The sequence below is a fragment of the Saccharopolyspora hattusasensis genome (assembly GCF_050972075.1).
Taxonomy (GTDB): Bacteria; Actinomycetota; Actinomycetes; order Mycobacteriales; family Pseudonocardiaceae; genus Saccharopolyspora; species Saccharopolyspora hattusasensis.
On record NZ_JBPCDC010000001.1, the window covers coordinates 3385146 to 3403935 of the forward strand.

The window sequence follows — 18790 nt, forward strand, 5'->3', positions numbered from 1 at the left end:
TCGAGAAGACACGAGCGACCCATGGTCCTACGGTGACCGACATCGAACAAGCGTCCCACTGTTGAGCAGGGGTTCCTCATGAGCCGTGTCCGAGTTCTCGTCGGCACCCGCAAGGGCGCGTTCCTCCTCACCGCGGACGGCGCCCGCGAGCGGTGGGACATCAGTGGCCCGCTCTTCGGCGGCTGGCAGCTGTACCACCTCAAGGCCTCGCCAGCCGACCCCGACCGGTTGTACGCAGCGCCGTCGCTTGGCTGGTTCGGCCAGTTGATCCAGCGCTCCGACGACGGCGGCCAGACCTGGGAACCGGTCGGCAACCAGTTCTCCTACGACGGCACCCCCGGCAAGCACCAGTGGTACGACGGCACGCCGCACCCCTGGGAGTTCGAGCGGGTCTGGCACCTCGAGCCGTCGCCGACCGACCCGGACACCGTGTATGCCGGGGTCGAGGACGCCGCGCTGTTCCGCACCACCGACGGCGGCCAGACCTGGCAGGAACTGCGCGCGCTGCGCGAACACCACTCCGCCTCCGGCTGGCAGCCGGGCGCCGGCGGGATGTGCCTGCACACGATCATCCACGCGCCGGACAACCCGAACCGGCTCTTCACCGCCATCTCGGCGGCGGGCGCCTTCCGGACCGACGACGGCGGCAAGAGCTGGCAACCGATCAACCACGGCCTGCACTCGGAGGGCATTCCCGACCCGGACGCGGACGTCGGCCACTGCGTGCACCGCATCGCGCTGCACCGCGAACGCCCGAACGTGCTGTTCATGCAGAAGCACTGGGACGTGATGCGCAGCGACGACGCCGGCGATTCCTGGTACGAGATCAGCGGCGACCTGCCGACCGACTTCGGCTTCCCGATCGACGTGCACGCCCACGAACCGGACACGGTGTACGTCGTGCCGATCAAGAGCGACGAGCAGCACTACCCGCCGGAGGGCAGGCTGCGCGTCTACCGCAGCCGGACCGGCGGCGGCGAGTGGGAGCCGCTGACCAAGGGCCTGCCGCAGAAACACTGCTACGTCAACGTGCTGCGGGACGCGATGGCGGTGGACTCGCTGGACGAGTGCGGAATCTACTTTGGCACCACCGGCGGCCAGGTGTACGTGTCGCCCGACGCCGGGGACAGCTGGCGGCCGATCGTCCGGGACCTGCCGGCGGTGCTGTCCGTCGAGGTGCAGACGCTGCCATGATCAGGGTCGCGCTCCCCGCCCACCTGCGGACGCTCGCCAAGATCGCGGACCGCGAGATCGAGCTGGACCTCGACGGCCGGCCCACGCAGCGCGCGGTGCTCGACGCGCTCGAAGCCCGCTATCCGATGCTGCGCGGCACCATCCGCGACCAGGAAACCCAGCTGCGCCGGGCGTTCATCCGCTTCTTCGCCTGCGAGCGGGACCTCTCCCACGAGTCGCCGGACGCCCCGCTTCCGGAAGAGGTCGCGGCGGGCGAGGAGCCGTACCTGATCGTCGGTGCTATGGCGGGCGGCTGACCGAGCCCCGCCCTCGCGAACCGAACTGGTTGTCCCATCCTTCGACTGATGGATGCGACGAGCTGTCCAAACTGGACGAAATTGTGCTGCTCGGCGCGCCCGTTCAACTAATGGGTGGTAGAGCGGGCGCTCCGGCGTGTTGGCGTGTCAATTCTCGGCCCCGGTGGAAGGTTTGCCGCGTCAATCGCGTGGCCGGTCCGGGATCCCGGGATTCCGAGCCCGTCTGACGCCACCGGAAATCAACCAAATCGGAGTCTGACATGCGCAGTTCAGCACGTGCCCTGCTCGCCGGAGTCGCCGCCGTGGGCCTGCTCGCGATGGGTGCGTCCCCGGCCCTCGCCGCGAAGGGCAAGGCCAAGGAGTCGGACGACGACTCCGTCGTCACGGCCGCAGCCCAGGGCGGCGACGGCGGGAACGGCGGCAACGGCGGGTTCGGCCTGAACATCTGCCCGGCGATCAGCGTCCTCGCGAAGGCCGAGGCCAACTGCACCGCGGGCAAGGGCGGCAACGCCAACGGCGGCGACGCGGAAGCCTACGCGGAAGACGACAGCCGGGACACCGAGTCCGACTAGGACTGACGCCGACCTCGCGGGTCCGGTTCAGCCCGGGCGCTCCCGCCCGAACGGGAGCGGCCGGGCGGTGATCCACCCAGGGCCCACCCGATACGAGGTCTTCGCCCGGCCAGGAACGCCGACCGGTGGACGATCTGGCCGGCGTGTCCGGAGCGACGACGCGAAAAGGAAACCGATGATCATTTCTGTTCGCATCCTCAGCACCGCCGCCGCACTCGGCATCGGCGTGCTGGCGACGAGCATGCTGCCCCAGGCGGTCGCGGACGAAAGCACCAAGGAGAAGCCTGGTAGCGCGGGCGAAGCCGGCCAGGGTTTCAGCATCTGCCGACCGATCTCCCTCACCGGCGGTCAGATCACCGCCCAATGCTCGGTCGCGCCGAACGGCGGGAGCACCGACGGGCACTCGACCGCGGTGGCCGAGGAGAACAGCGACGACGACGACTGAAAGTCGCCCGCTGAGCAAAAGATGAATGTGCCGGCCTCCGCAAGGAGACCGGCACATTCTCACGTGCACCGAAGAAATCCGTCAATCCCGATCGTCCACTGTGGCCGAGGCTAGTTCGCCAGGCGGCGCCAGTCGCCCGATGCGGGTGCTTTCGCCACTTCAGCCGGGGGCACCGGAATGGCAGCGTTACGCTCGAAAAGCGGGCAGGCCGTGGGATTTCTCGGACGCGGCCTACCCGCTACCAACTCGAAACTCGGACGCGGCGCGACGGCCTCCCGGCAGGAAGACCGACGCGGAACCCGCGGCTCCCTTCGCCAGGAAGCTCCAAAATCACTCGTCGTCGCTGGAGTACTTCCGGTCCTTGCTGTCGTCTTCCGCATAGGCTTCCGCGTCGCCACCGTTGGCGCTGCCGCCGTTGCCGGCACCGCAGTTCGCCTTCGCCGGCGCCAACAATGCGATCGACGGGCACATGTTGATCCCGAAGCCGCCGTTGCCGCCGTTGCCGCCCTTACCACCTTCGGCCGCAGCCGTGACGGTGGAGTCGTCGTCCGACGTCTTTTCCTTGCCCTTGGCGGCCAGCGCCGGAGACGCTCCCATCGCGAGCAATCCGACCGCGGCGGCCCCGGCGAACAGAACACGAACAGACTTGCGCACTGCAGACTCCAATCTGGATGGATACCACTTGGTTGGACAGCCCCGCCGCTGAAACCCGAGGGAAGTTCGGCGGGAGCCGAGATCAACGCGTGGATCCTTTCACCGAAGTCCGCAAAACACCCCCAGCGACATGCAGATCACACCCCCAGTCACCCAGAGGTGCGATCAACTTCGTTGTGCCCGCAAAGAAAGAGCGTGCCGACCGGCGCACAGAACGGTCGACACGCTCTCAACTCGACGCTCCGGGCTGCCGGTGCCCGGTTCGGCGTCAGTCCTCGTCGTACGAGGTGGCTTCGGCGTCGCCGCCGGTGCCGGTGCCGCCGGTGCCGTTGCCGCCGGTGCCGTTGCCGCCGGTGCCGTTGCCGCCGGTGCCGTTGCCGCCGGTGCCGTTGCCGCCGGTGCCGGCCGAGCAGGAGCCCTTGCCCTCGCCCAGGATACCGACACCGATGCCACAGAGGACGTTCACGCCGATGCCACCGTTGCCGTTGCCGCCGTTGGCCTCGGAGGAGGTCACCGAGTGGTCGTCCTTCTCGTGGCCCTTGCCCTTCTCACCAGCGAAGGCAGGCGATCCCCTCGCCAGCATCGCGGCCGCAGCGGCGGTAACACCGAGAAGACGAATCGAAGTACGCATTCCTTAACTCCCATCCATGTTGGACACGACCAGGTCGGCTTGAGTTCCCCGAAATTCCGGGGATTGGGGGGTGCACCGACCGGCAAGAGAAACGTTGCCATTGATATGGGGGGGGTCCGGCATGTCGGGCCACACCAAAGAGAATCGCTCGCCACCCTTGCGGATGCACGACTACGCAGCGTCGTTCGGCTGACCGATCTCAACCAGCACAACTCAACTGATCAGATGAAGCAATTGCGACTTGCCACAGAAAGGATCAAGACGTAGAATCCACCGATCCAGATCACTAAATGATCAACAACGAGGAAGCCTAAAGGCATTGCGCTATAAGGACTTGCGCAACACGATCGGCGTCGCCAACTTGAGACACTTCGCCCGTTTGGATCAAGAAAGGGAAGCTCGCGCGCACATCGCGCGAACCACCCCTAGCGTTTGTTGCTGATCCCGATCCGGACTTCGTTTCAGGAGGCAAGCCATGGAAATTCGCAGTAAGACGGCGGTCGTGCTGGCCACGCTCGGGACGCTGACCGCCGGCGCCTCGGTGGCAGCCGCGACCGCATGGGCCGGACCACCGCTGCACGTGGAGGTGGGCGAAGCCCGGTGCCTGCGCACTGCAGACCTGCCCATCGTTGGGAAATTTCGGAAAGATACTGTGGGACAGGATAATCTCACCACCGTGCGGCTGACGTTCCGGAGCGCCACCAATGACCGCCAGGCGGTTTCGTACTCCGTGGCAGTGGACGGAAACGTGCGGGCCAGCGGGTCAGTCAGCGGCGGCGGCGTATCCATCAACAGCGTCACCGTCGCCAACAACGGAAGCTCCCGGCTCATCGTGACGACGGGTCCCACGGTCGTCATCGACCGGACCATCACTGGACACTGCTAGGACAGGTGCCGGAATTATTTCGGGGAGCGGGAACAGTCCCGCTCCCCGACTTTTTTGCCATGCTCATCGGCAGTACTCATCCGCAGTGCTGCGACCACCCGATCCAGGAAATGGACCAGTGGCTTCACCGGGGAGCCGGTGAAGCCACTGCGAGAGTGCAGCGCAGGCGGACCGGAGGGCCAGAGTCGCACCCTCCAACATGCGATCCCGCCTTGGTTCCGCCGCGTGGCGTGCGCTTCTGGACCACGGGCGGCGACTTTTACGCTGCACTCCTTGCCTTTCGGCAATCCATGGGGTGTGGCGAAGACATCAGGAGCGTGTTCCGGCAAATGTTCTGGCCGGGCCGGCGCTCGGCGGTTCGTGCGCTCAGAAGGCGAACACGGAACCGGTCGCGGCCTTCAGCTCGCAGGGATTGGCCAGCAGTACCTGGTAGCCGACCGGTTGGCCGCGCCAGGTCCCCTCCGCGGATGCGGTGGTCTGCCGGCTTTCCTTGGTGCAGTTCTTCGGCTGCCCCGGGTCCAACCGCTCGAACTTCCCTTCAACCCGGTGCAATTCGTCGCACGCGACGGACGCGCGCGGGTGGTCCCCGCTCGCCGGGTCGCAGTTCAGCGTGACAGTCCGGGACTTCTGGGACTCCGTCACCGTCAGCTTGAGCGTGCTCTGGTCCGCGTCATCGCCGGACGCGGCCGCGGCAACCCCTGGAACCAGCACCACCGCAGCGAAGACAATGCCGGCGACACCGCGGCCGAGCAACCGAGATTCGGTCATTTCGTGCATCCTCCGTCCTGGCCGGAATGGAAACCCCCGTCTTCCTTACCGCACCCGGAACGACCTCTCCGCGCGAGCCGAAAACGATCACCGATCGGATTCCCTCTAAGCGTTGATCATCACCGCCAGCCACCAATGAGCCCCGAATTCGCTCCCGGAAGATCTACGGCGACCGCGGGCGACGATCCGACTCGGCGACGGCGCCGGGCCGCCCGACGACACCGGGTAGCTCCCATTAGCTCGTCAGCGTTCCGAACCGGGGGATAAATGACGAAATTTCACGTAGATTTGCCCATTAATCGAGTTCCGGCTCCTCGTGCCGACGTCGATCATCCGCAAATCGAATGCAGCGCACGGGCGACGAACGGAACGTAGTCACGATCCGACACAAACGGGCTGCGATCGCCGATCGCGTGATCGTTTCCGGCGCCGCCGCACGACGAACTACTGCACAACGCAGCGTGTTGCCCCGGACGAAGATCCTCATCCGGTGCGCCGCACCGTGCATATTCCAGTGGAGATCATCAGATGAGGTGAGCGACCGAAATCTGGGGTTGCGAGAAGATCAGGCAGCGCTATGTTTTAGAAGACCCCGCTGCGGCAGGGTTTCAAAACCCGATGGGAATCCACTGCCATTCGACCCGACAAAGGCGGCCGGCGATTCCTGCGGCGTCATTCGACAAATCAGTACGAAGGGGAATATTCGTTATGCGTTCTGCCAAGCGCGTCATCGCTGCTACCGCCCTGGGCCTTCCCATCCTGCTCGGCGCCCCGGGAATGGCTCTCGCCGACGGCGGCCACCACCACAAGGGATGGCCGACCATCTCCGACAACCAGCTCCAGAACCAGGACCAGGACGCCAACACCGAGCAGGCCAACCTCAACAAGCCGACGCAGTACACGTTCAACGTCGGTAGCGGCGAGGCGAACTCGGTGAGCTGGAGCAACCAGGCCAACGACGCCGACACCGACCAGACCGAGGCGGCCTGGCAGGCGGACGAGGACTGACGGCAGGGACCCCCTCGCTGCCGCGGTTCGACCGCACCATGAAAGGGCTTGGCCCGGCGATTCTCTCGCCGGGCCAAGCCGTTTTCATGCTCCTTGATCTCCGCCACGACTGATCGGGCGGCTGTGCCGACCCTAGTCGTCGACGTCCATCTCGCCCTCGGTCTGCTCGGTGTCGTTGACGTTGTTCTGCTGGGTAAAGGTCATCGCCGCCTGCTCGCCCTTGCTGTTGTGGCTGATCTGCGTGATGGGCGAGACGTTGATGTTGTTCTGTACCGTGTGGTTCTGCGCGCTCTGCTCCTGGGTCTCCTTCACGATCCAGGAAGCCTTCACCGGGTGCCCGTTGCCCTGAGCGGCCAGAGCCGTACCCGACACCCCGAGCAGCAGCGGCACCCCCACAGCGACGGCAGCGAGCACGCGCTTTGCAGTACGCATCAACCGATTCCCTTCGTAGACCGACTATTTCCGCACTGTTCCTGATCCCCGCAGCGATCCTGAAATGCACATCGCCTTCGGGTTTCGCGGAATCCAAACCCCGAAAAAGGGGCAACAGAAATCTACCGGTGCAACGACATTCGGTGGCAAGCAAAACTCCGGTGATCACACCATGTAGTGATCACCGTTGGGCGACACCGCTTTCGCCGATTCGAGCATGAAGAAGCCCGCTGGGCCGACGACTGCTCGTCGGACCAGCGGGCCGCTGCACTTCTCCGGCCCCAGCGGGGCCACCGTGATCAGATCAGATGCCGAACCGGAAGACGTGCCCGGACTTGGCGGTGCTGGACCCGTTCAGGTCCCAGCGCGGCTCGAGCTTCAGCCAGCTCCCCGCGGGGGACTTCGGCTGTTCCACGGACACCGCCAGGTCCGGCGTCGCCCGCGGGCTGATGACGTAACCGGCCGCGCGCTCCTCCACGATCCAGCGCTGGCTCGGGCTTCCGGGCAGGCACGGCACGGCGAGGACCTCCGGCCCCCACTGCAGGTTGGCCTGCGCGCACCGGTTCGTCTGCTGGTTCCGGATGGTCACGCTGCCGTCGTACTGGTTCGACACGACCCACTTGTCAGCGTCGCCGAACACCCCGAACTGGGCGGCCTTGATCACCGGGTCGCCGCCGAAGTCGGCCCACCGGGAACCGTCGACCGCGCTGGTGATCTCCGTGCTGAATCCGATGGGGGAAGGAGCCGACGCAGCCTGGGCACCGGCCGGCACGAGGGAAACCGCTGCCAAGGCACCGAGGGCACCCAGCATCCAGCGAGCACGCTTCATTACTACCCCTCCACACAGAATGTTTTTCGGGAATGGCGATCGGTTTTCCGACCATCCGATAAGGATCTCTACCAGCAGCGGAGCGAAAGTTCGCACCGGGTCACTACAACGAGTGGTCGATCAGCGACTTCGGTAACGACGCCTAGATCAAAGCGGATAACAGTCCTCAATGGACCTTTTTTGACAACGCCCAAATGCTGAGAAAGATGACTCTCATTTCAGGTTAGAGAAGTCGGGGTGCGCATCGCCTCGTCCACGACCGGCAGGAGTCGCCGCACGACGGGAGTCCCCAGTAGACATCCGTCAGAAGGGTGATTCGCGTTGCGGTCGAGCCGAACCCGAAAGGTCATCAGGAACACCGGATGTCCGGAAGCCTCGGCCCAGCGGGTCGAAGTAGCACACCACGGCCTGCGAGCCGCCGTGGTCACGCCACAGCGGGCTGGAAACAGTGCGTGTTCGCGCGAAGGAAGTCATCGACGTGATCACCCCGCGACCGGTGGACGTCGTAGAGGTAGAACTCCAGCCAATTGCTGCCGCCGCCGGACCAACTTCACGTTCCGCGAGCCTGACATCCACAATGGACACGTGTGCCCCGCCCGGAGCGCCGAAAGCCCCCACCGACGTGCGTCGACAGGGGCTCCGAACTGCGAGAGCTGGTGCGCGATACTGGGATTGAACCAGTGACCCCTACCGTGTCAAGGTAGTGCTCTCCCGCTGAGCTAATCGCGCCGGGCGGCCCGGCCGCTTGCAGGCACCAGTTTAGCGGAGCCCCCAGCGCGGGCGTGCACCACCCCGCCCTCACACCTGGCGCTCGAAGGTGACCAGCAGACCCTCGACGCCACCCGGGCCCAGCCGACCCTTGACGTCCGTACCAGTGATCGCCTTCAGCTGCCAACCGTCGGCGGCGTGGTCGTTGAGGACCCGCTCCAGCTTGTCGCCGGACATCTTGCCGCCGAGCCACTTCTCCCGGAGCTCCACGACCTTGTACTGGTACGGCTTCGGCTCTCCCCGTCAGCGCGAACACGTGTCATGGGGTGAACGATGCGCGGCCGCCGCGGGTTCCGTCAGGGGCCGCAGGTGCTGTCCGGCGCTGGGGCCAAGAACTCGGTGGCGGCCCAGCGCGCGTCGCCGAGATCGCGGAAGCCGCCGACCACGTTCGGCGTCGCGGCCACCTCCGCGCCCTGGCGCAGCTCGCCCACCCGGGCGTTCGCAGAGCTGGGACCGGAGCGGACGTTGAGCACGTCGGCGGTGACCCGGAAGGTGCACGGCTCGGGTCCGCCGAATCCGCTGCCGGCCTGTCCAGTACCGATCAGGTAGCTCACCCCGAGGACACCGGCGCCGATGAGCAGCAACGAGCGGGGCAGCAGGAACATGGCATACCTCCCTGGTCGACCACGGTCGTCCAAGGCACAGCGTCCGACGCCGGAAGCGGCGACGGAACCCGGAGCACCCGTCGGCACGCCCGGTTCAACGCCTCGGGTGTCGCCCGCCCGGCGTTCGAGCGCGCGCTGTAGCCCACGCGCGCTGTAGCCCAGTTGAATCGCTCGCATGGCCGCGTTCTGGACCTTGCCCTTGGCCTGCATCTGCCCGATCGCCAGCACGACCCTGGTTGATCTGCTCCGCCGAGCCACCCATCCCGGCCACGGCGTCGCCCTACCCGCCAAGGCGACTGCGTACGGACCAAACCCGCCGAATCCAGGCCGTACGTCCCGTATTGCAGTTAAGCCACTGATTCGCAGCGGCCGGCTGCTCAGCCATCTTCCGGGCATTCAGGAGGGCGATTGCCTCGGCCAAGGCTATCGCTGCTTGATGGGATCTAGGGCGTCAATCCATGTCGGTGATCGCCAGAAGCCACAGCAGGCGGAAGCCGGAGTCGTACATGATCCACGTGCTGTTGAAAACACCAGGAAACCATTCACACCAGGCGTCCGAGGTTTGATAGGCACAAATGCCAGGGCGGTAGCGACCGCCAGTGAGAGCCTTGTACGCGGACATCGCCGTGTCCATAGCCGCAGCCCCACGTGCCTCTCGGCCCGCCCCTTTGACGTCATCGGGAAATACGTCGAATCCGCCTGAATCCAAGCAGGTTGCCCAATCGCCCGCGACCCGGTAAGGCCAGACAACACTCCACCCGCGAAGGCGGCGCCCAAAGTCCCTGTATTTAATCGGGCTGGCAATCCGGAAGTGCGGCAACGAATCGCGCACGGATTCATGGGCGAGCACGGACTCGATCACACCTGGACTATTCAAAGCATTGCGACTGGCAAACGAATCGAACACTGGGTGTTCCGCAATGTGAAATCCTGCCAGCTCGGCTCCGCCTTTACGTCGTTCGGTTCGGAGCCACTCGACCATCCTGCTCACCGAACCGTCATCTGGTGTGACATGCGGACGGACTACGAGCTCATTCGTCAGGCTTTCTACCTCGGCCTCAGATGGCTGCGCGGCGCGGATGTTGTATTCCACCATCTTCCAAGTGTGGCACACCGAGCGGTCGCCGGGTGTGCCATGCGAATGCCGTTTATAAGGTGCCCATCAATTAGCCGCTCCCGGATCGTTGGATCTTTCGGGAGAATCTCTGCAGAATCAATGTAGTTTCGGGGAGCAGCTCCCGCGTTGCCAGCTAGAGCAGCAGACAGCCCTCCTGCGACAGTCACGACAGCCAAACCTCGACGCAGCCTGACCGGCATCATCGCCTCAGCCTCCAGCATGAATTTGCGGTTCCGGCGGAGTTTTCCATCGGACATTAGGGATCGTCGTGCCCACACTGAGGCTGGTATACCCGGCGATTCACTCAGAAACCGTGAGGAGTTCTGCTGAGATAACTTCAAGAGCAGAGTCCTTGTGGCAACCGAACTACCGGGCGATCAAGCGTGACCGGCCGTTGGTCCGCCGGTCGAGGACGACGTTGCGGACGTAAGCGAAGCGGTGCCGCGCCCGGTCTGGGTCGTCCATGATCCGCACGCACTCGTCGTGCTCGCTGCGGGCGCGAAGCTGGCAGGGTCGTCCCCGGCCGTGGTCGCGGCGACCATGATGCGATGAACGCCAGCAGCTCGGATTTGCCGTTCTTGCGCGCCAGCTCGATCCAGCCGATCTGGTATCGGCGGACGTAGGACTCCCACTCGGGGTCCCAGGTGACTTCGCCGAACAGCGGCTCGATGATTGTGGTGGCCGGTTCGTCATGTGCCTGTGCAATGCGGGGAAAACCTTGCGTCGCAGCGGTTTCCGCACCACAGGGGCCAGCGGCAGAAAAGATGTCACAAGTGGGGTATTGCGGAAGGCAACGAGTTCTGCATCTTCGCCCCCTGACGCCCGGAAAACCGAAACGCCGCCCCCGCGAGGGGGACGGCGTTCTCACCAGGTGCCGAAGATCAGCGGTCGGCCATCTTCTTCTGGAGGTTCTCGTCCAGCGTCGCGAGGAACTCCTCGGTGGTCTGGAACGCCTGGTCGCCGCCGACGAGCAGCGCTAGGTCCTTGGTCATCTTGCCGCTCTCGACAGTCTCGATGACGACCTTCTCCAGGGTGTCGGCGAAGCCGACGACCTCCGGGGTCGAGTCCAGCTTGCCGCGGTGCTGCAGGCCCCGGGTCCAGGCGAAGATCGAAGCGATCGGGTTCGTCGAGGTCGGCTTGCCCTGCTGGTGCTGGCGGTAGTGGCGGGTCACCGTGCCGTGCGCGGCCTCGGCCTCTACCTTGCCGTCGGCGGTCATCAGGACCGAGGTCATCAGGCCCAGCGAGCCGAAGCCCTGCGCCACGGTGTCGGACTGCACGTCACCGTCGTAGTTCTTGCAGGCCCAGACGTAGCCGCCCTCCCACTTCAGGGCGCTGGCGACCATGTCGTCGATCAGCCGGTGCTCGTAGGTGATGCCCTTGGCGTCGAACTCGGCCTTGTACTCGTTGTCGAAGATCTCCTGGAACACGTCCTTGAACATGCCGTCGTAGGCCTTGAGGATCGTGTTCTTGGTCGACATGTAGACCGGGTAGCCGCGATCGAGCCCGTAGCGGAGGGACGCGCGCGCGAACTCCTCGATGGACTTGCGGTAGTTGTACATCGCCATCGCGACGCCGCCGTCCGCACCGAACTTGGCGACCTCGAACTCGATCGGCTCGCCACCGTCCTCCGGGGTGAAGGTGACGGTGACGGTGCCCGGGCCGGGGACCTTGAAGTCGGTGGCCTTGTACTGGTCGCCGTGCGCGTGACGGCCGATGACGATCGGCTTCGTCCAGGTTGGCACGTAGCGCGGGATGTTGGAGATCACGATCGGCTCGCGGAAGATGACGCCGCCGAGGATGTTGCGGATCGTCCCGTTCGGGCTCCGCCACATCTTCTTCAGGCCGAATTCCTCCACGCGGGCTTCGTCGGGGGTGATGGTGGCGCACTTCACGCCGACGCCGTGCTTGGCGATGGCGTTGGCCGCATCGACCGTGACCTGGTCGTCGGTGGCGTCCCGGTGCTCGATGCCGAGGTCGTAGTAGTCGAGGTTGATGTCCAGGTACGGGTGGATCAGCTTGTCCTTGATGAAGGCCCAGATGATCCGGGTCATCTCATCGCCGTCGAGCTCGGCTACGGTGCCCTGAACCTTGATCTTGCTCATGTGGCGGGGTGCTCCTCTCGCGAGAATGCAAGCGGTACAAGCGTACTGCTATCGGCCTCGATTGTGCCCTGTCCCCGTCGCCCACCACCACCCGCGCGGACGCGCGATGCGCCACTGTTCGTGATGCGTGCCCTGTGTCGTGATCTTCTTCTAGGCTCGACACTCGATCGAACGATCTCTGGTTGGCTGATATTGGAGGGGCCCGTGTCGACTGGACCGACGCACGCGATGAGCGGTGTCGCGGCTTGGGCGGCAGTGACCGCCCTGGCCGACACGCACACGCTTGGACAGTTATCACCGAAGACCTGGGTGGTCGGCGCGACGCTTTCCGCCGGGGCCGCGCTGCTGCCCGACATCGACCACCCCAAGTCGACGGTGGCCAGCACCTTCGGCGCCGTCTCCCGCGGCGCGTCGGCCGGGATCAGCGGCTTCAGCGGCTTCATCTACCGCCTCACCCGCACCAAGCACGACAGCGACCGGGAAGGCACCCACCGCGGCTTCACCCACACCATCGTCTTCGCGGTGCTCGCCGGGCTGATCACCACGGCGATCGCGCAGACCAGCGAGGGCGCCGCGCTCGGCGTGCTGATGTTCTTCTTCGCCGGGCTTGCGGTCCGCGGGCTGCTGCACACCTGGTCCTCCGGCAAGGACGCGCTACTGATCACCGTGGCCTCGGTGCTGCTCACCATCGCCTGCTGGGCCTGGGCCGACGACCAGCCCACCAACGCCGCGGCCTTCGGGGTGGCGGTGATGATCGGCTGCATCGCGCATTTCATCGGCGACGCGATCACCGAGCAGGGTTGCCCGATGCTCTGGCCGGTGCCGCTGAGCGGCATGACCTGGTACCCGGTCGCCCCGCCGAAGGCGCTGCGGATGAGGACCGGCGGCAAGGTGGAGATGATGCTGGTCGGCCCGGGCCTGACGATCGCCGCCGTGGTTTTCAGCGCGGTCGCCCTCTACCGCGTCGGCGCGGCTCCGTGGCTCGCCCAGCTCGACCTGCCGCCCGAGGTCATGGCCTGGATTGCCCCGTCCTGACCCGGCGCGAGCATCACTGAGGGAGCGAACCGACAGTCCGCGCCATCAGGGATCCTGTTGCGTTTCGGCGAAACCGTGAACCGAAGTCCCAAATCAGGCTTGATCGCCGCCGTTCCTCCGCCAGTGGCCGCCTCAGCCGTCATCGATCGATCACGGTACGTGATGGGCGTAATTTTGCGACCGGCTCCAGGTGGCGCGAACAGGCCGTTCGCTTCGAATCGCAACGTCGGGCACCGCAGGATACGACATTTCGCCCATCGCTCGTTCCGGGGCCGATAGGGTACAAGAGCGGCAATCACACCGGCGCCGCCCGAAGCCCCGGAGGGAACATGCGAGCTCGAAAGCGGTTCGTGGTGGCAGCGCTGTCGTTGCCGCTGTTGATCGGCCTCGCCGCGTGCGGCGAGGTCCAGGAAGCCCGGCAGAACCTGCAGAATGCCGACGAGCAGCTCCGGCAGGCGCAGGACAACCTGGACGCGGCGTCGGCCTGCCTGCGGGCGATCAACGTCGCGAGCTTCATGCCCAACTTCGCCGACCCAAAGCAGGCGCAGGCCGACGCGCAAGCGAAGGCCGAGGAACTGCGCCAGCTGGTCGAGCAGACGGCCGACCAGACGCTGCGGCAGAACCTGATCGAAGTCCAGCGGTCCGTGCAGCAGGTCGCATCCGGCGAGATCACGCTGGAGTCGAGCGCGGAGTGGACCAGCACCCAGCTCGAGAAGTACCGGCAGGTGACCACCACCTGCTCGCAGATCGGCAACTGACGAAACGGCCCATCACCTCCGCGGCTCACCCGATGCGCGGTGTGGCCTCGGTCACCTAGTCTGGGACCGCGGAGGTGATAGGTGATGAAAGCAGCCGTAGGCGACCAACTGCACGTGCACAGCAGGCACATCGACGAGGCCGACAAGCTCGCCGAGATCCTGGAAGTCCTCGGCGAGGACGGCGCCCCGCCGTACAAGGTGCGGTTCAGGGACGGCCACGAAGGCCTGGTGTACCCGGGCGGCGATTGCTCGATCGAGACGCCCCGTCCCCGCGAGGGCGACTGACCCCGCAAATCGCGGCAAGCGGACTGCGCAGGCGGCGGGCACGACCGCTACTCGACGTCAGGCGAGCGGTGCACGCACACTCGCGCCGCCACAGGTCCACGATGCCCGCCTACGGGCACCCGACGTCCCGGCGGAAATCGTGCGCGTCCGCGGCGAGCGCGTCGGCTGGGCTGTAGAGGCTGTTGGAATGTGCTGGTTGAAGCGAACGGACCCTTCGCGCCGCCTACCGAGGCGAGCAGGCCGTTCGCTTCACACCACTTGGCGGGGCGGCACCACATCCCCTCCCGCCAGGGCAGCCACCAGAAGCTCCAGCAAACGAGTTCGGGAACGGACTCTACTGCCAGGGCTGGGCGAGGATCGACTCCACCTCCGCCCGGAACAACGGCTCCGGATCGACGCCCATGGCGACGAACTGCCCCTCCACTTCCAGGCTGACCAGGCCGTGCATGCGCGACCACGCATGCAGTCCGCGTTGCAGCACAGCCGGCGGTGCGGCCGGCCCGCCGCGCAGCTCGCGCCAGGCCGTCAGCTGCCGGTCCAGGATCGTGCGCTCCCCGGGTAGGCCGTCGGGGGCGAGTTCGGCGAACACGTCGAGGAGCGGCCGGAACGCCCGGTCGGCGAGGTCGATGGTCAGTTCCGGGGCCCGGAAGCCCGGCACGGGCGTGCCGAACAGCAACAGGTACCGGTGCGGCTGCTCCAGGGCCCACGACCGGAACCGCGCGGCGAGCTCGCGGAACCTCGTCGCGGGTGCCTTCCGCCGGTTCGCCTGCACCACGTCGTCCATCGCGTCGCCGAGGTCCCGGTAGGCGTCCACGATCAGATCCGTCAGCAGCGCGTCCCGGTTCTCGAAGTACCGGTAGAGCGCGGGGCCGGTGATGCCCATCCGCTTCGCGATCGCGTTCACCGAGACCCCCTCCGGCCCCGATTCGGCGAGCTGCTCCAGCGCGACCCGCTTGGCCTCGCCGCGGGTCTGCTCCCGGAACCGCTCGCGCGGGCTGCGCGGCGCTGCTTCCATGCCCTGCCTCCTCCGCTTGACAGCCCAACCGTAACAGGCTCATAGTTACGTTACAGCTTCTAACGAACAGAATTAGCTCTAACGGGAGGCGTCCATGACCATCCCCACCAGCGGCACCGAGATCGTGCTGACCGGCCTCGGCGGGACCGAAGTCGTCACCACGCGCCGCAGCGCGCCGCCCGCGCCCGGGCCGCACGGCGTGCTGGTCCGCGTCGAGGCCGCCGGGGTGGCCTTCGCCGAGGTCCAGATGCTGCGCGGGCGCTACCCGGCACAGCCGAAGTTCCCGTTCGTGCCCGGCTACGACCTGGTCGGCGAGGTCGTCGCGGTCGGTTCGGCGGTGACCTCTTGGCGTCCGGGCCAGCGGGTCGCGGCGATGCCGCGCACCGGCGCGTGGGCCGAATACGTCGAAGTGCGCGACAGCGAACTGGTTTCCGTGCCCGACGACATCGACGCCGCGACGGCGGTCTCGGTGGTGCTCAACGGCGTCACGGCCTGGCAGCTGCTGCACCGCGCGGCGAAAGTCCGACGTGGACAGACGGTGCTCGTGCACGGCGTCGGCGGCGGGGTCGGCATCCTGCTGGCCCAGCTCGGCGTCGCCGCCGGGGTCCGCGTGATCGGAACGGCCTCCGCTCGTCGGCACGAAGCGCTGCGGGGCATCGGGGTGGAGCTGATCGACCACCGCACCGAGGACGTCGGGAGCCGCGTCGTGGAGCTCGCGCCCGGCGGCGTGGACGCCATCTTCGACCCGCTCGGTCCGGCGAGCCTGGATCGGTCGTGGCGACTCCTCACGCCCGGCGGCTCCCTGCACGCCTACGGCAGTTCGGCGACGCTGCACGACGACGGACCGTGGTGGCTGCCCTACCTCGGCCTGGGGCGGCGGCTCGCCGGCTGGGAGCTGGCGCGGCTGTTCGGGCGCACGGGCGGCCGCCGGATGCGCATGTACTACGTCAAGCCGAACGCCCAGTTCCGAACGGATCTCGCGGAGCTGCTCCGAATGGTCGCCTGTGGACAGTTGCGGCCCCTGGTCGCCCGCCGGCTGCCACTGGAATCCGCGGCGCGCGCCCTGGACCTGCACATGGCGGGCACCGAGACCGGGCGAATCGTGCTCGTCCCCGGCCTTTCGCCGGATCGCGCCTAGGCCTCGCGCGCGCACCGCCGCGGAAACAGGTCCAGGCCTGCCTCTAAGGTGGTCCGCGACGAGGGGCGTTTGGCTAGGAGGCGGTGAAGTGTTGCGAGACGACCGGCAAGCGGGGGCTCCTGCCGACCTGTCCGCTGTTTTCGGCACCCGTGCAGCGGTTTCCGTCCCGCTACCGCCAGGTGAGGTGCTGACCGAGCAGACCGCTCTCAGCGACAACCCCACCCCGCTGTGCTGGATCAGCGACGCCGCCCCGGTGCCGCAGTTGATCGCCGCCCTCCGAGCCGAGCACAGCCTCACCGGCCTGTTGCCGCTGCTGCTGTGCGACAGCGACGAGGTCTACGGGGAGCGGTGCACCGTCGGTGTCGTGCCGCCGGAACCGCTCGAGCACATCGATCGCTGGCGGGTCGTCGACGTGATGGTCCGGATCTGGGACGGCCTGGTGCAGGCCGACGACGACCTGGGGCCTGCGTACGACCTGGAAGTGCTGGCCCCGTTCGGTTACGCCTGCCCGGGACCGGCGCGGGGCGGGAACCTGCTGGCGGACCCGGATGTCCTGGCCAACCAGCAGTTGCCGCGCTTCATCGACGCCTACACCCGGCTCGCGCTGGTCCCGGTTCAGCGCGGCGCGGACGTGCTGACGGCGCTGGGCTGGTCGGGCGCGGCGAACCACGTGTCGCGGACGGCGGGGCTTTCGGCGATGGCCCGCAGCTGGGAGGAGCGCTTCGGGGCGCGCTTGTTGCGCCTAGGCCCGGACCGGCTCGACCTGAGCGTGGCGGCGCCTCCGCAGGACCCGGACCACGCCGCAGCGGTCGCCGCGGAGCACTGGACCTTCTGCCCGGACCGGATCATCCAGGAGACGGGCACCATCGGGGCCTACGCCCAGGAGATCCGCGGCCGCCGCACCTGGTCCTTCTGGTGGGAGTAGCCCGGGCTGACGTGACGAAGCTGAAGCGGTCGCCAGCTCCGTGACCGCGCCGAGAATACCCGTGAGTGTTTTTGGGTGCTATGGCACCCACAAACGCTCACGGGTGTTCTCCGTGCAGCGCACGGCGCTCAGCCCAGCAGCCCGCCCTTGATGGTCATCGCCACAGCGATGATCACCAGCCCGAACCCGCTGTAGAGCAGGACGTCCACAGCTCTGCTGCGGATCGCCAACAACCCGGCCCGCTCCTGCGGGACCATGCCGCGCATCGCCGCCGCGACCAGCAGCGCAACACCGAGCAGCACCGAACCCCGCCGCCAATGCCCGAGGGCGATCAGCAGGAGCCCGATCAGCACGCCCAGCAGCACCAGGCCGAACGGCACGTGCACCGAAAGGCGCGACCCGTCGCCGAACCGTTCGCTCACGCCGTTCCTCCCGTGGTGGTGGACTCTCTAACCAGGGGCACCCCCGGCACGGATCAGCCGGCGTTGCGCTCCGCCGCCTCGACGACGTTGGTCAGCAGCATCGCGCGGGTCATCGGCCCGACCCCGCCGGGGTTGGGCGACACGAACCCGGCGACCTGCACGACGTCCGGGTGCACGTCCCCGGCCAGCCCGGCGTCGGTGCGGCTCACACCGACGTCGAGCACCGCCGCGCCCGGCTTGACCATGTCCGCCGTGATCAGGTGCGGCTTGCCTGCCGCCGCGATGACGATGTCCGCGCGGCGCACCTCCTCGGCGAGATCCCTGGTCCCGGTGTGGCAAAGCGTGACCGTGGCGTTCTCGCTGCGCCGCGTGAGCAGCAGGCCGATCGGGCGGCCGACGGTGATGCCGCGGCCGACGACCGCGACCTGCGCGCCGTTCAGTGGCACGCCATAGCGGCGCAGCAGCTCGATGATGCCGCGCGGGGTGCACGGCAGCGGTGCCTCCTCGCCGAGCACCAGGCGCCCCAGGCTGATCGGGTGCAGTCCGTCCGCGTCCTTCTCCGGCGCGATGCGCTCAAGCAGCGGCCCGGCGTCGAGGTGCTTGGGCAGCGGCAGCTGCACGATGTAGCCGGTACAGGCCGGGTCGGCGTTGAGCTCGTCCAGCACCGCCTCGACGTCGGCCTGACTGACGTCGGCGGGCAGGTCCTTGCGGATCGACTTGATGCCGACCTTGGCGCAGTCGTTGTGCTTGGCACGTACGTAAGACTGCGAGCCGGGGTCATCCCCGACCAGCACTGTGGCCAGCCCTGGTGCGTGCCCCTGCTCGACGAGTCGGGCGACCCGGGGCCGCAGCTCGTCGAAAATCGCGTCCTTGGTGGCCTTGCCGTCCAGAATCGTCGCGCTCAC

Annotated in this window: 22 protein-coding genes, 1 tRNA gene and 1 pseudogene; 11 read left to right on the top strand and 13 right to left on the bottom strand. The window is 67.0% G+C overall.

The features are described 5' to 3' along the window. Positions 1-78 precede the first annotated feature (78 nt). From ACRXBZ_RS15485 to ACRXBZ_RS15500, 4 genes are all read left to right on the top strand, one after another. Entirely contained in the window at positions 79-1194 is a 1116-nt protein-coding gene (locus ACRXBZ_RS15485; protein WP_433879727.1) for a WD40/YVTN/BNR-like repeat-containing protein, read from the top strand. Then, positions 1191-1490, top strand: a complete 300-nt coding sequence (locus ACRXBZ_RS15490; RefSeq protein ID WP_433879728.1) for a MoaD/ThiS family protein — start codon at positions 1191-1193, stop codon at positions 1488-1490. The genes ACRXBZ_RS15485 and ACRXBZ_RS15490 overlap by 4 nt, the downstream gene beginning before the upstream one ends. 260 nt (positions 1491-1750) lie before the next feature. After that, on the top strand, positions 1751-2062 hold the full coding sequence (locus ACRXBZ_RS15495; protein WP_433879729.1) for a hypothetical protein: 312 nt from the start codon (positions 1751-1753) through the stop codon (positions 2060-2062). A gap of 175 nt (positions 2063-2237) precedes the next feature. After that, positions 2238-2507: a hypothetical protein gene (locus tag ACRXBZ_RS15500; protein WP_168585375.1), complete on the top strand. Its 270-nt coding sequence runs from the start codon at positions 2238-2240 to the stop codon at positions 2505-2507. A gap of 330 nt (positions 2508-2837) precedes the next feature. Here ACRXBZ_RS15500 and ACRXBZ_RS15505 read toward each other — a convergent pair whose 3' ends face one another. Continuing rightward, on the bottom strand, positions 2838-3161 hold the full coding sequence (locus ACRXBZ_RS15505; protein WP_433879730.1) for a hypothetical protein: 324 nt from the start codon (positions 3159-3161) through the stop codon (positions 2838-2840). 268 nt (positions 3162-3429) lie between these two features. After that, positions 3430-3792 (bottom strand): hypothetical protein, encoded by a 363-nt coding sequence (locus ACRXBZ_RS15510; RefSeq protein ID WP_433879731.1) that lies wholly within the window; start codon positions 3790-3792, stop codon positions 3430-3432. A gap of 475 nt (positions 3793-4267) precedes the next feature. On the opposite strand from ACRXBZ_RS15510, the gene ACRXBZ_RS15515 reads away from it, so the two are divergent. Further along, on the top strand, positions 4268-4678 hold the full coding sequence (locus tag ACRXBZ_RS15515; RefSeq protein WP_433879732.1) for a hypothetical protein: 411 nt from the start codon (positions 4268-4270) through the stop codon (positions 4676-4678). 366 nt (positions 4679-5044) lie between these two features. Here ACRXBZ_RS15515 and ACRXBZ_RS15520 read toward each other — a convergent pair whose 3' ends face one another. Further along, complete coding sequence (locus ACRXBZ_RS15520) at positions 5045-5446, bottom strand: SSI family serine proteinase inhibitor (protein WP_168585379.1); 402 nt, start codon at positions 5444-5446, stop codon at positions 5045-5047. A 708-nt stretch (positions 5447-6154) separates the two neighbouring features. Between ACRXBZ_RS15520 and ACRXBZ_RS15525 the strand changes: the two genes are divergently transcribed. Then, entirely contained in the window at positions 6155-6454 is a 300-nt protein-coding gene (locus ACRXBZ_RS15525; RefSeq protein ID WP_168584083.1) for a hypothetical protein, read from the top strand. Positions 6455-6586: 132 nt separating this feature from the next. Here the strand turns inward: ACRXBZ_RS15525 and ACRXBZ_RS15530 are convergent, their stop codons facing one another. From ACRXBZ_RS15530 to ACRXBZ_RS15560, 7 genes and pseudogenes are all read right to left on the bottom strand, one after another. Next, positions 6587-6886: a hypothetical protein gene (locus tag ACRXBZ_RS15530; RefSeq protein WP_433879733.1), complete on the bottom strand. Its 300-nt coding sequence runs from the start codon at positions 6884-6886 to the stop codon at positions 6587-6589. A 304-nt stretch (positions 6887-7190) separates the two neighbouring features. Further along, the gene (locus ACRXBZ_RS15535) at positions 7191-7715 is read right to left on the bottom strand and encodes an RICIN domain-containing protein (protein ID WP_433879734.1); all 525 of its coding nucleotides are present in this window, start codon (positions 7713-7715) and stop codon (positions 7191-7193) included. A gap of 654 nt (positions 7716-8369) precedes the next feature. Next, a tRNA-Val gene (locus ACRXBZ_RS15540) sits at positions 8370-8444 on the bottom strand. 69 nt (positions 8445-8513) lie between these two features. After that, positions 8514-8696: pseudogene (locus ACRXBZ_RS15545) on the bottom strand (DUF4177 domain-containing protein); the annotation flags it as partial. Positions 8697-8779: 83 nt separating this feature from the next. Beyond that, positions 8780-9088, bottom strand: coding sequence for an SH3 domain-containing protein (locus tag ACRXBZ_RS15550; RefSeq protein ID WP_433879735.1), 309 nt, complete (start codon positions 9086-9088; stop codon positions 8780-8782). A gap of 451 nt (positions 9089-9539) precedes the next feature. After that, positions 9540-10181, bottom strand: coding sequence for a hypothetical protein (locus ACRXBZ_RS15555; protein ID WP_433879736.1), 642 nt, complete (start codon positions 10179-10181; stop codon positions 9540-9542). 905 nt (positions 10182-11086) lie between these two features. Continuing rightward, positions 11087-12307, bottom strand: coding sequence for an NADP-dependent isocitrate dehydrogenase (locus ACRXBZ_RS15560; protein ID WP_433879737.1), 1221 nt, complete (start codon positions 12305-12307; stop codon positions 11087-11089). Positions 12308-12511: 204 nt separating this feature from the next. On the opposite strand from ACRXBZ_RS15560, the gene ACRXBZ_RS15565 reads away from it, so the two are divergent. The 3 genes from ACRXBZ_RS15565 (at position 12512) to ACRXBZ_RS15575 (ending at position 14385) form a co-directional block, all read left to right on the top strand. Beyond that, on the top strand, positions 12512-13342 hold the full coding sequence (locus ACRXBZ_RS15565) for a metal-dependent hydrolase (protein ID WP_433879738.1): 831 nt from the start codon (positions 12512-12514) through the stop codon (positions 13340-13342). Between the two features lie 329 nt (positions 13343-13671). Then, positions 13672-14100, top strand: a complete 429-nt coding sequence (locus tag ACRXBZ_RS15570) for a DUF8711 family protein (protein WP_433879739.1) — start codon at positions 13672-13674, stop codon at positions 14098-14100. Between the two features lie 84 nt (positions 14101-14184). Continuing rightward, positions 14185-14385, top strand: a complete 201-nt coding sequence (locus tag ACRXBZ_RS15575; RefSeq protein ID WP_433879740.1) for a DUF1918 domain-containing protein — start codon at positions 14185-14187, stop codon at positions 14383-14385. 334 nt (positions 14386-14719) lie between these two features. Here the strand turns inward: ACRXBZ_RS15575 and ACRXBZ_RS15580 are convergent, their stop codons facing one another. After that, positions 14720-15400 carry a TetR/AcrR family transcriptional regulator gene (locus ACRXBZ_RS15580; RefSeq protein ID WP_433879741.1) on the bottom strand — a complete coding sequence of 227 codons (681 nt, stop codon included), beginning with the start codon at positions 15398-15400 and terminating at the stop codon, positions 14720-14722. Between the two features lie 94 nt (positions 15401-15494). On the opposite strand from ACRXBZ_RS15580, the gene ACRXBZ_RS15585 reads away from it, so the two are divergent. Together ACRXBZ_RS15585 and ACRXBZ_RS15590 are read left to right on the top strand one after the other, a co-directional pair. After that, positions 15495-16538 carry a medium chain dehydrogenase/reductase family protein gene (locus ACRXBZ_RS15585; RefSeq protein WP_433879742.1) on the top strand — a complete coding sequence of 348 codons (1044 nt, stop codon included), beginning with the start codon at positions 15495-15497 and terminating at the stop codon, positions 16536-16538. Between the two features lie 88 nt (positions 16539-16626). Continuing rightward, entirely contained in the window at positions 16627-17463 is an 837-nt protein-coding gene (locus tag ACRXBZ_RS15590; protein ID WP_433879743.1) for a DUF4253 domain-containing protein, read from the top strand. 128 nt (positions 17464-17591) lie between these two features. On the opposite strand, the gene ACRXBZ_RS15595 is transcribed toward ACRXBZ_RS15590, so the two are convergent. Together ACRXBZ_RS15595 and ACRXBZ_RS15600 are read right to left on the bottom strand one after the other, a co-directional pair. Beyond that, on the bottom strand, positions 17592-17885 hold the full coding sequence (locus ACRXBZ_RS15595; protein ID WP_010315983.1) for a DUF3017 domain-containing protein: 294 nt from the start codon (positions 17883-17885) through the stop codon (positions 17592-17594). A gap of 53 nt (positions 17886-17938) precedes the next feature. After that, positions 17939-18790, bottom strand: a complete 852-nt coding sequence (locus ACRXBZ_RS15600) for a bifunctional methylenetetrahydrofolate dehydrogenase/methenyltetrahydrofolate cyclohydrolase (protein WP_433879744.1) — start codon at positions 18788-18790, stop codon at positions 17939-17941.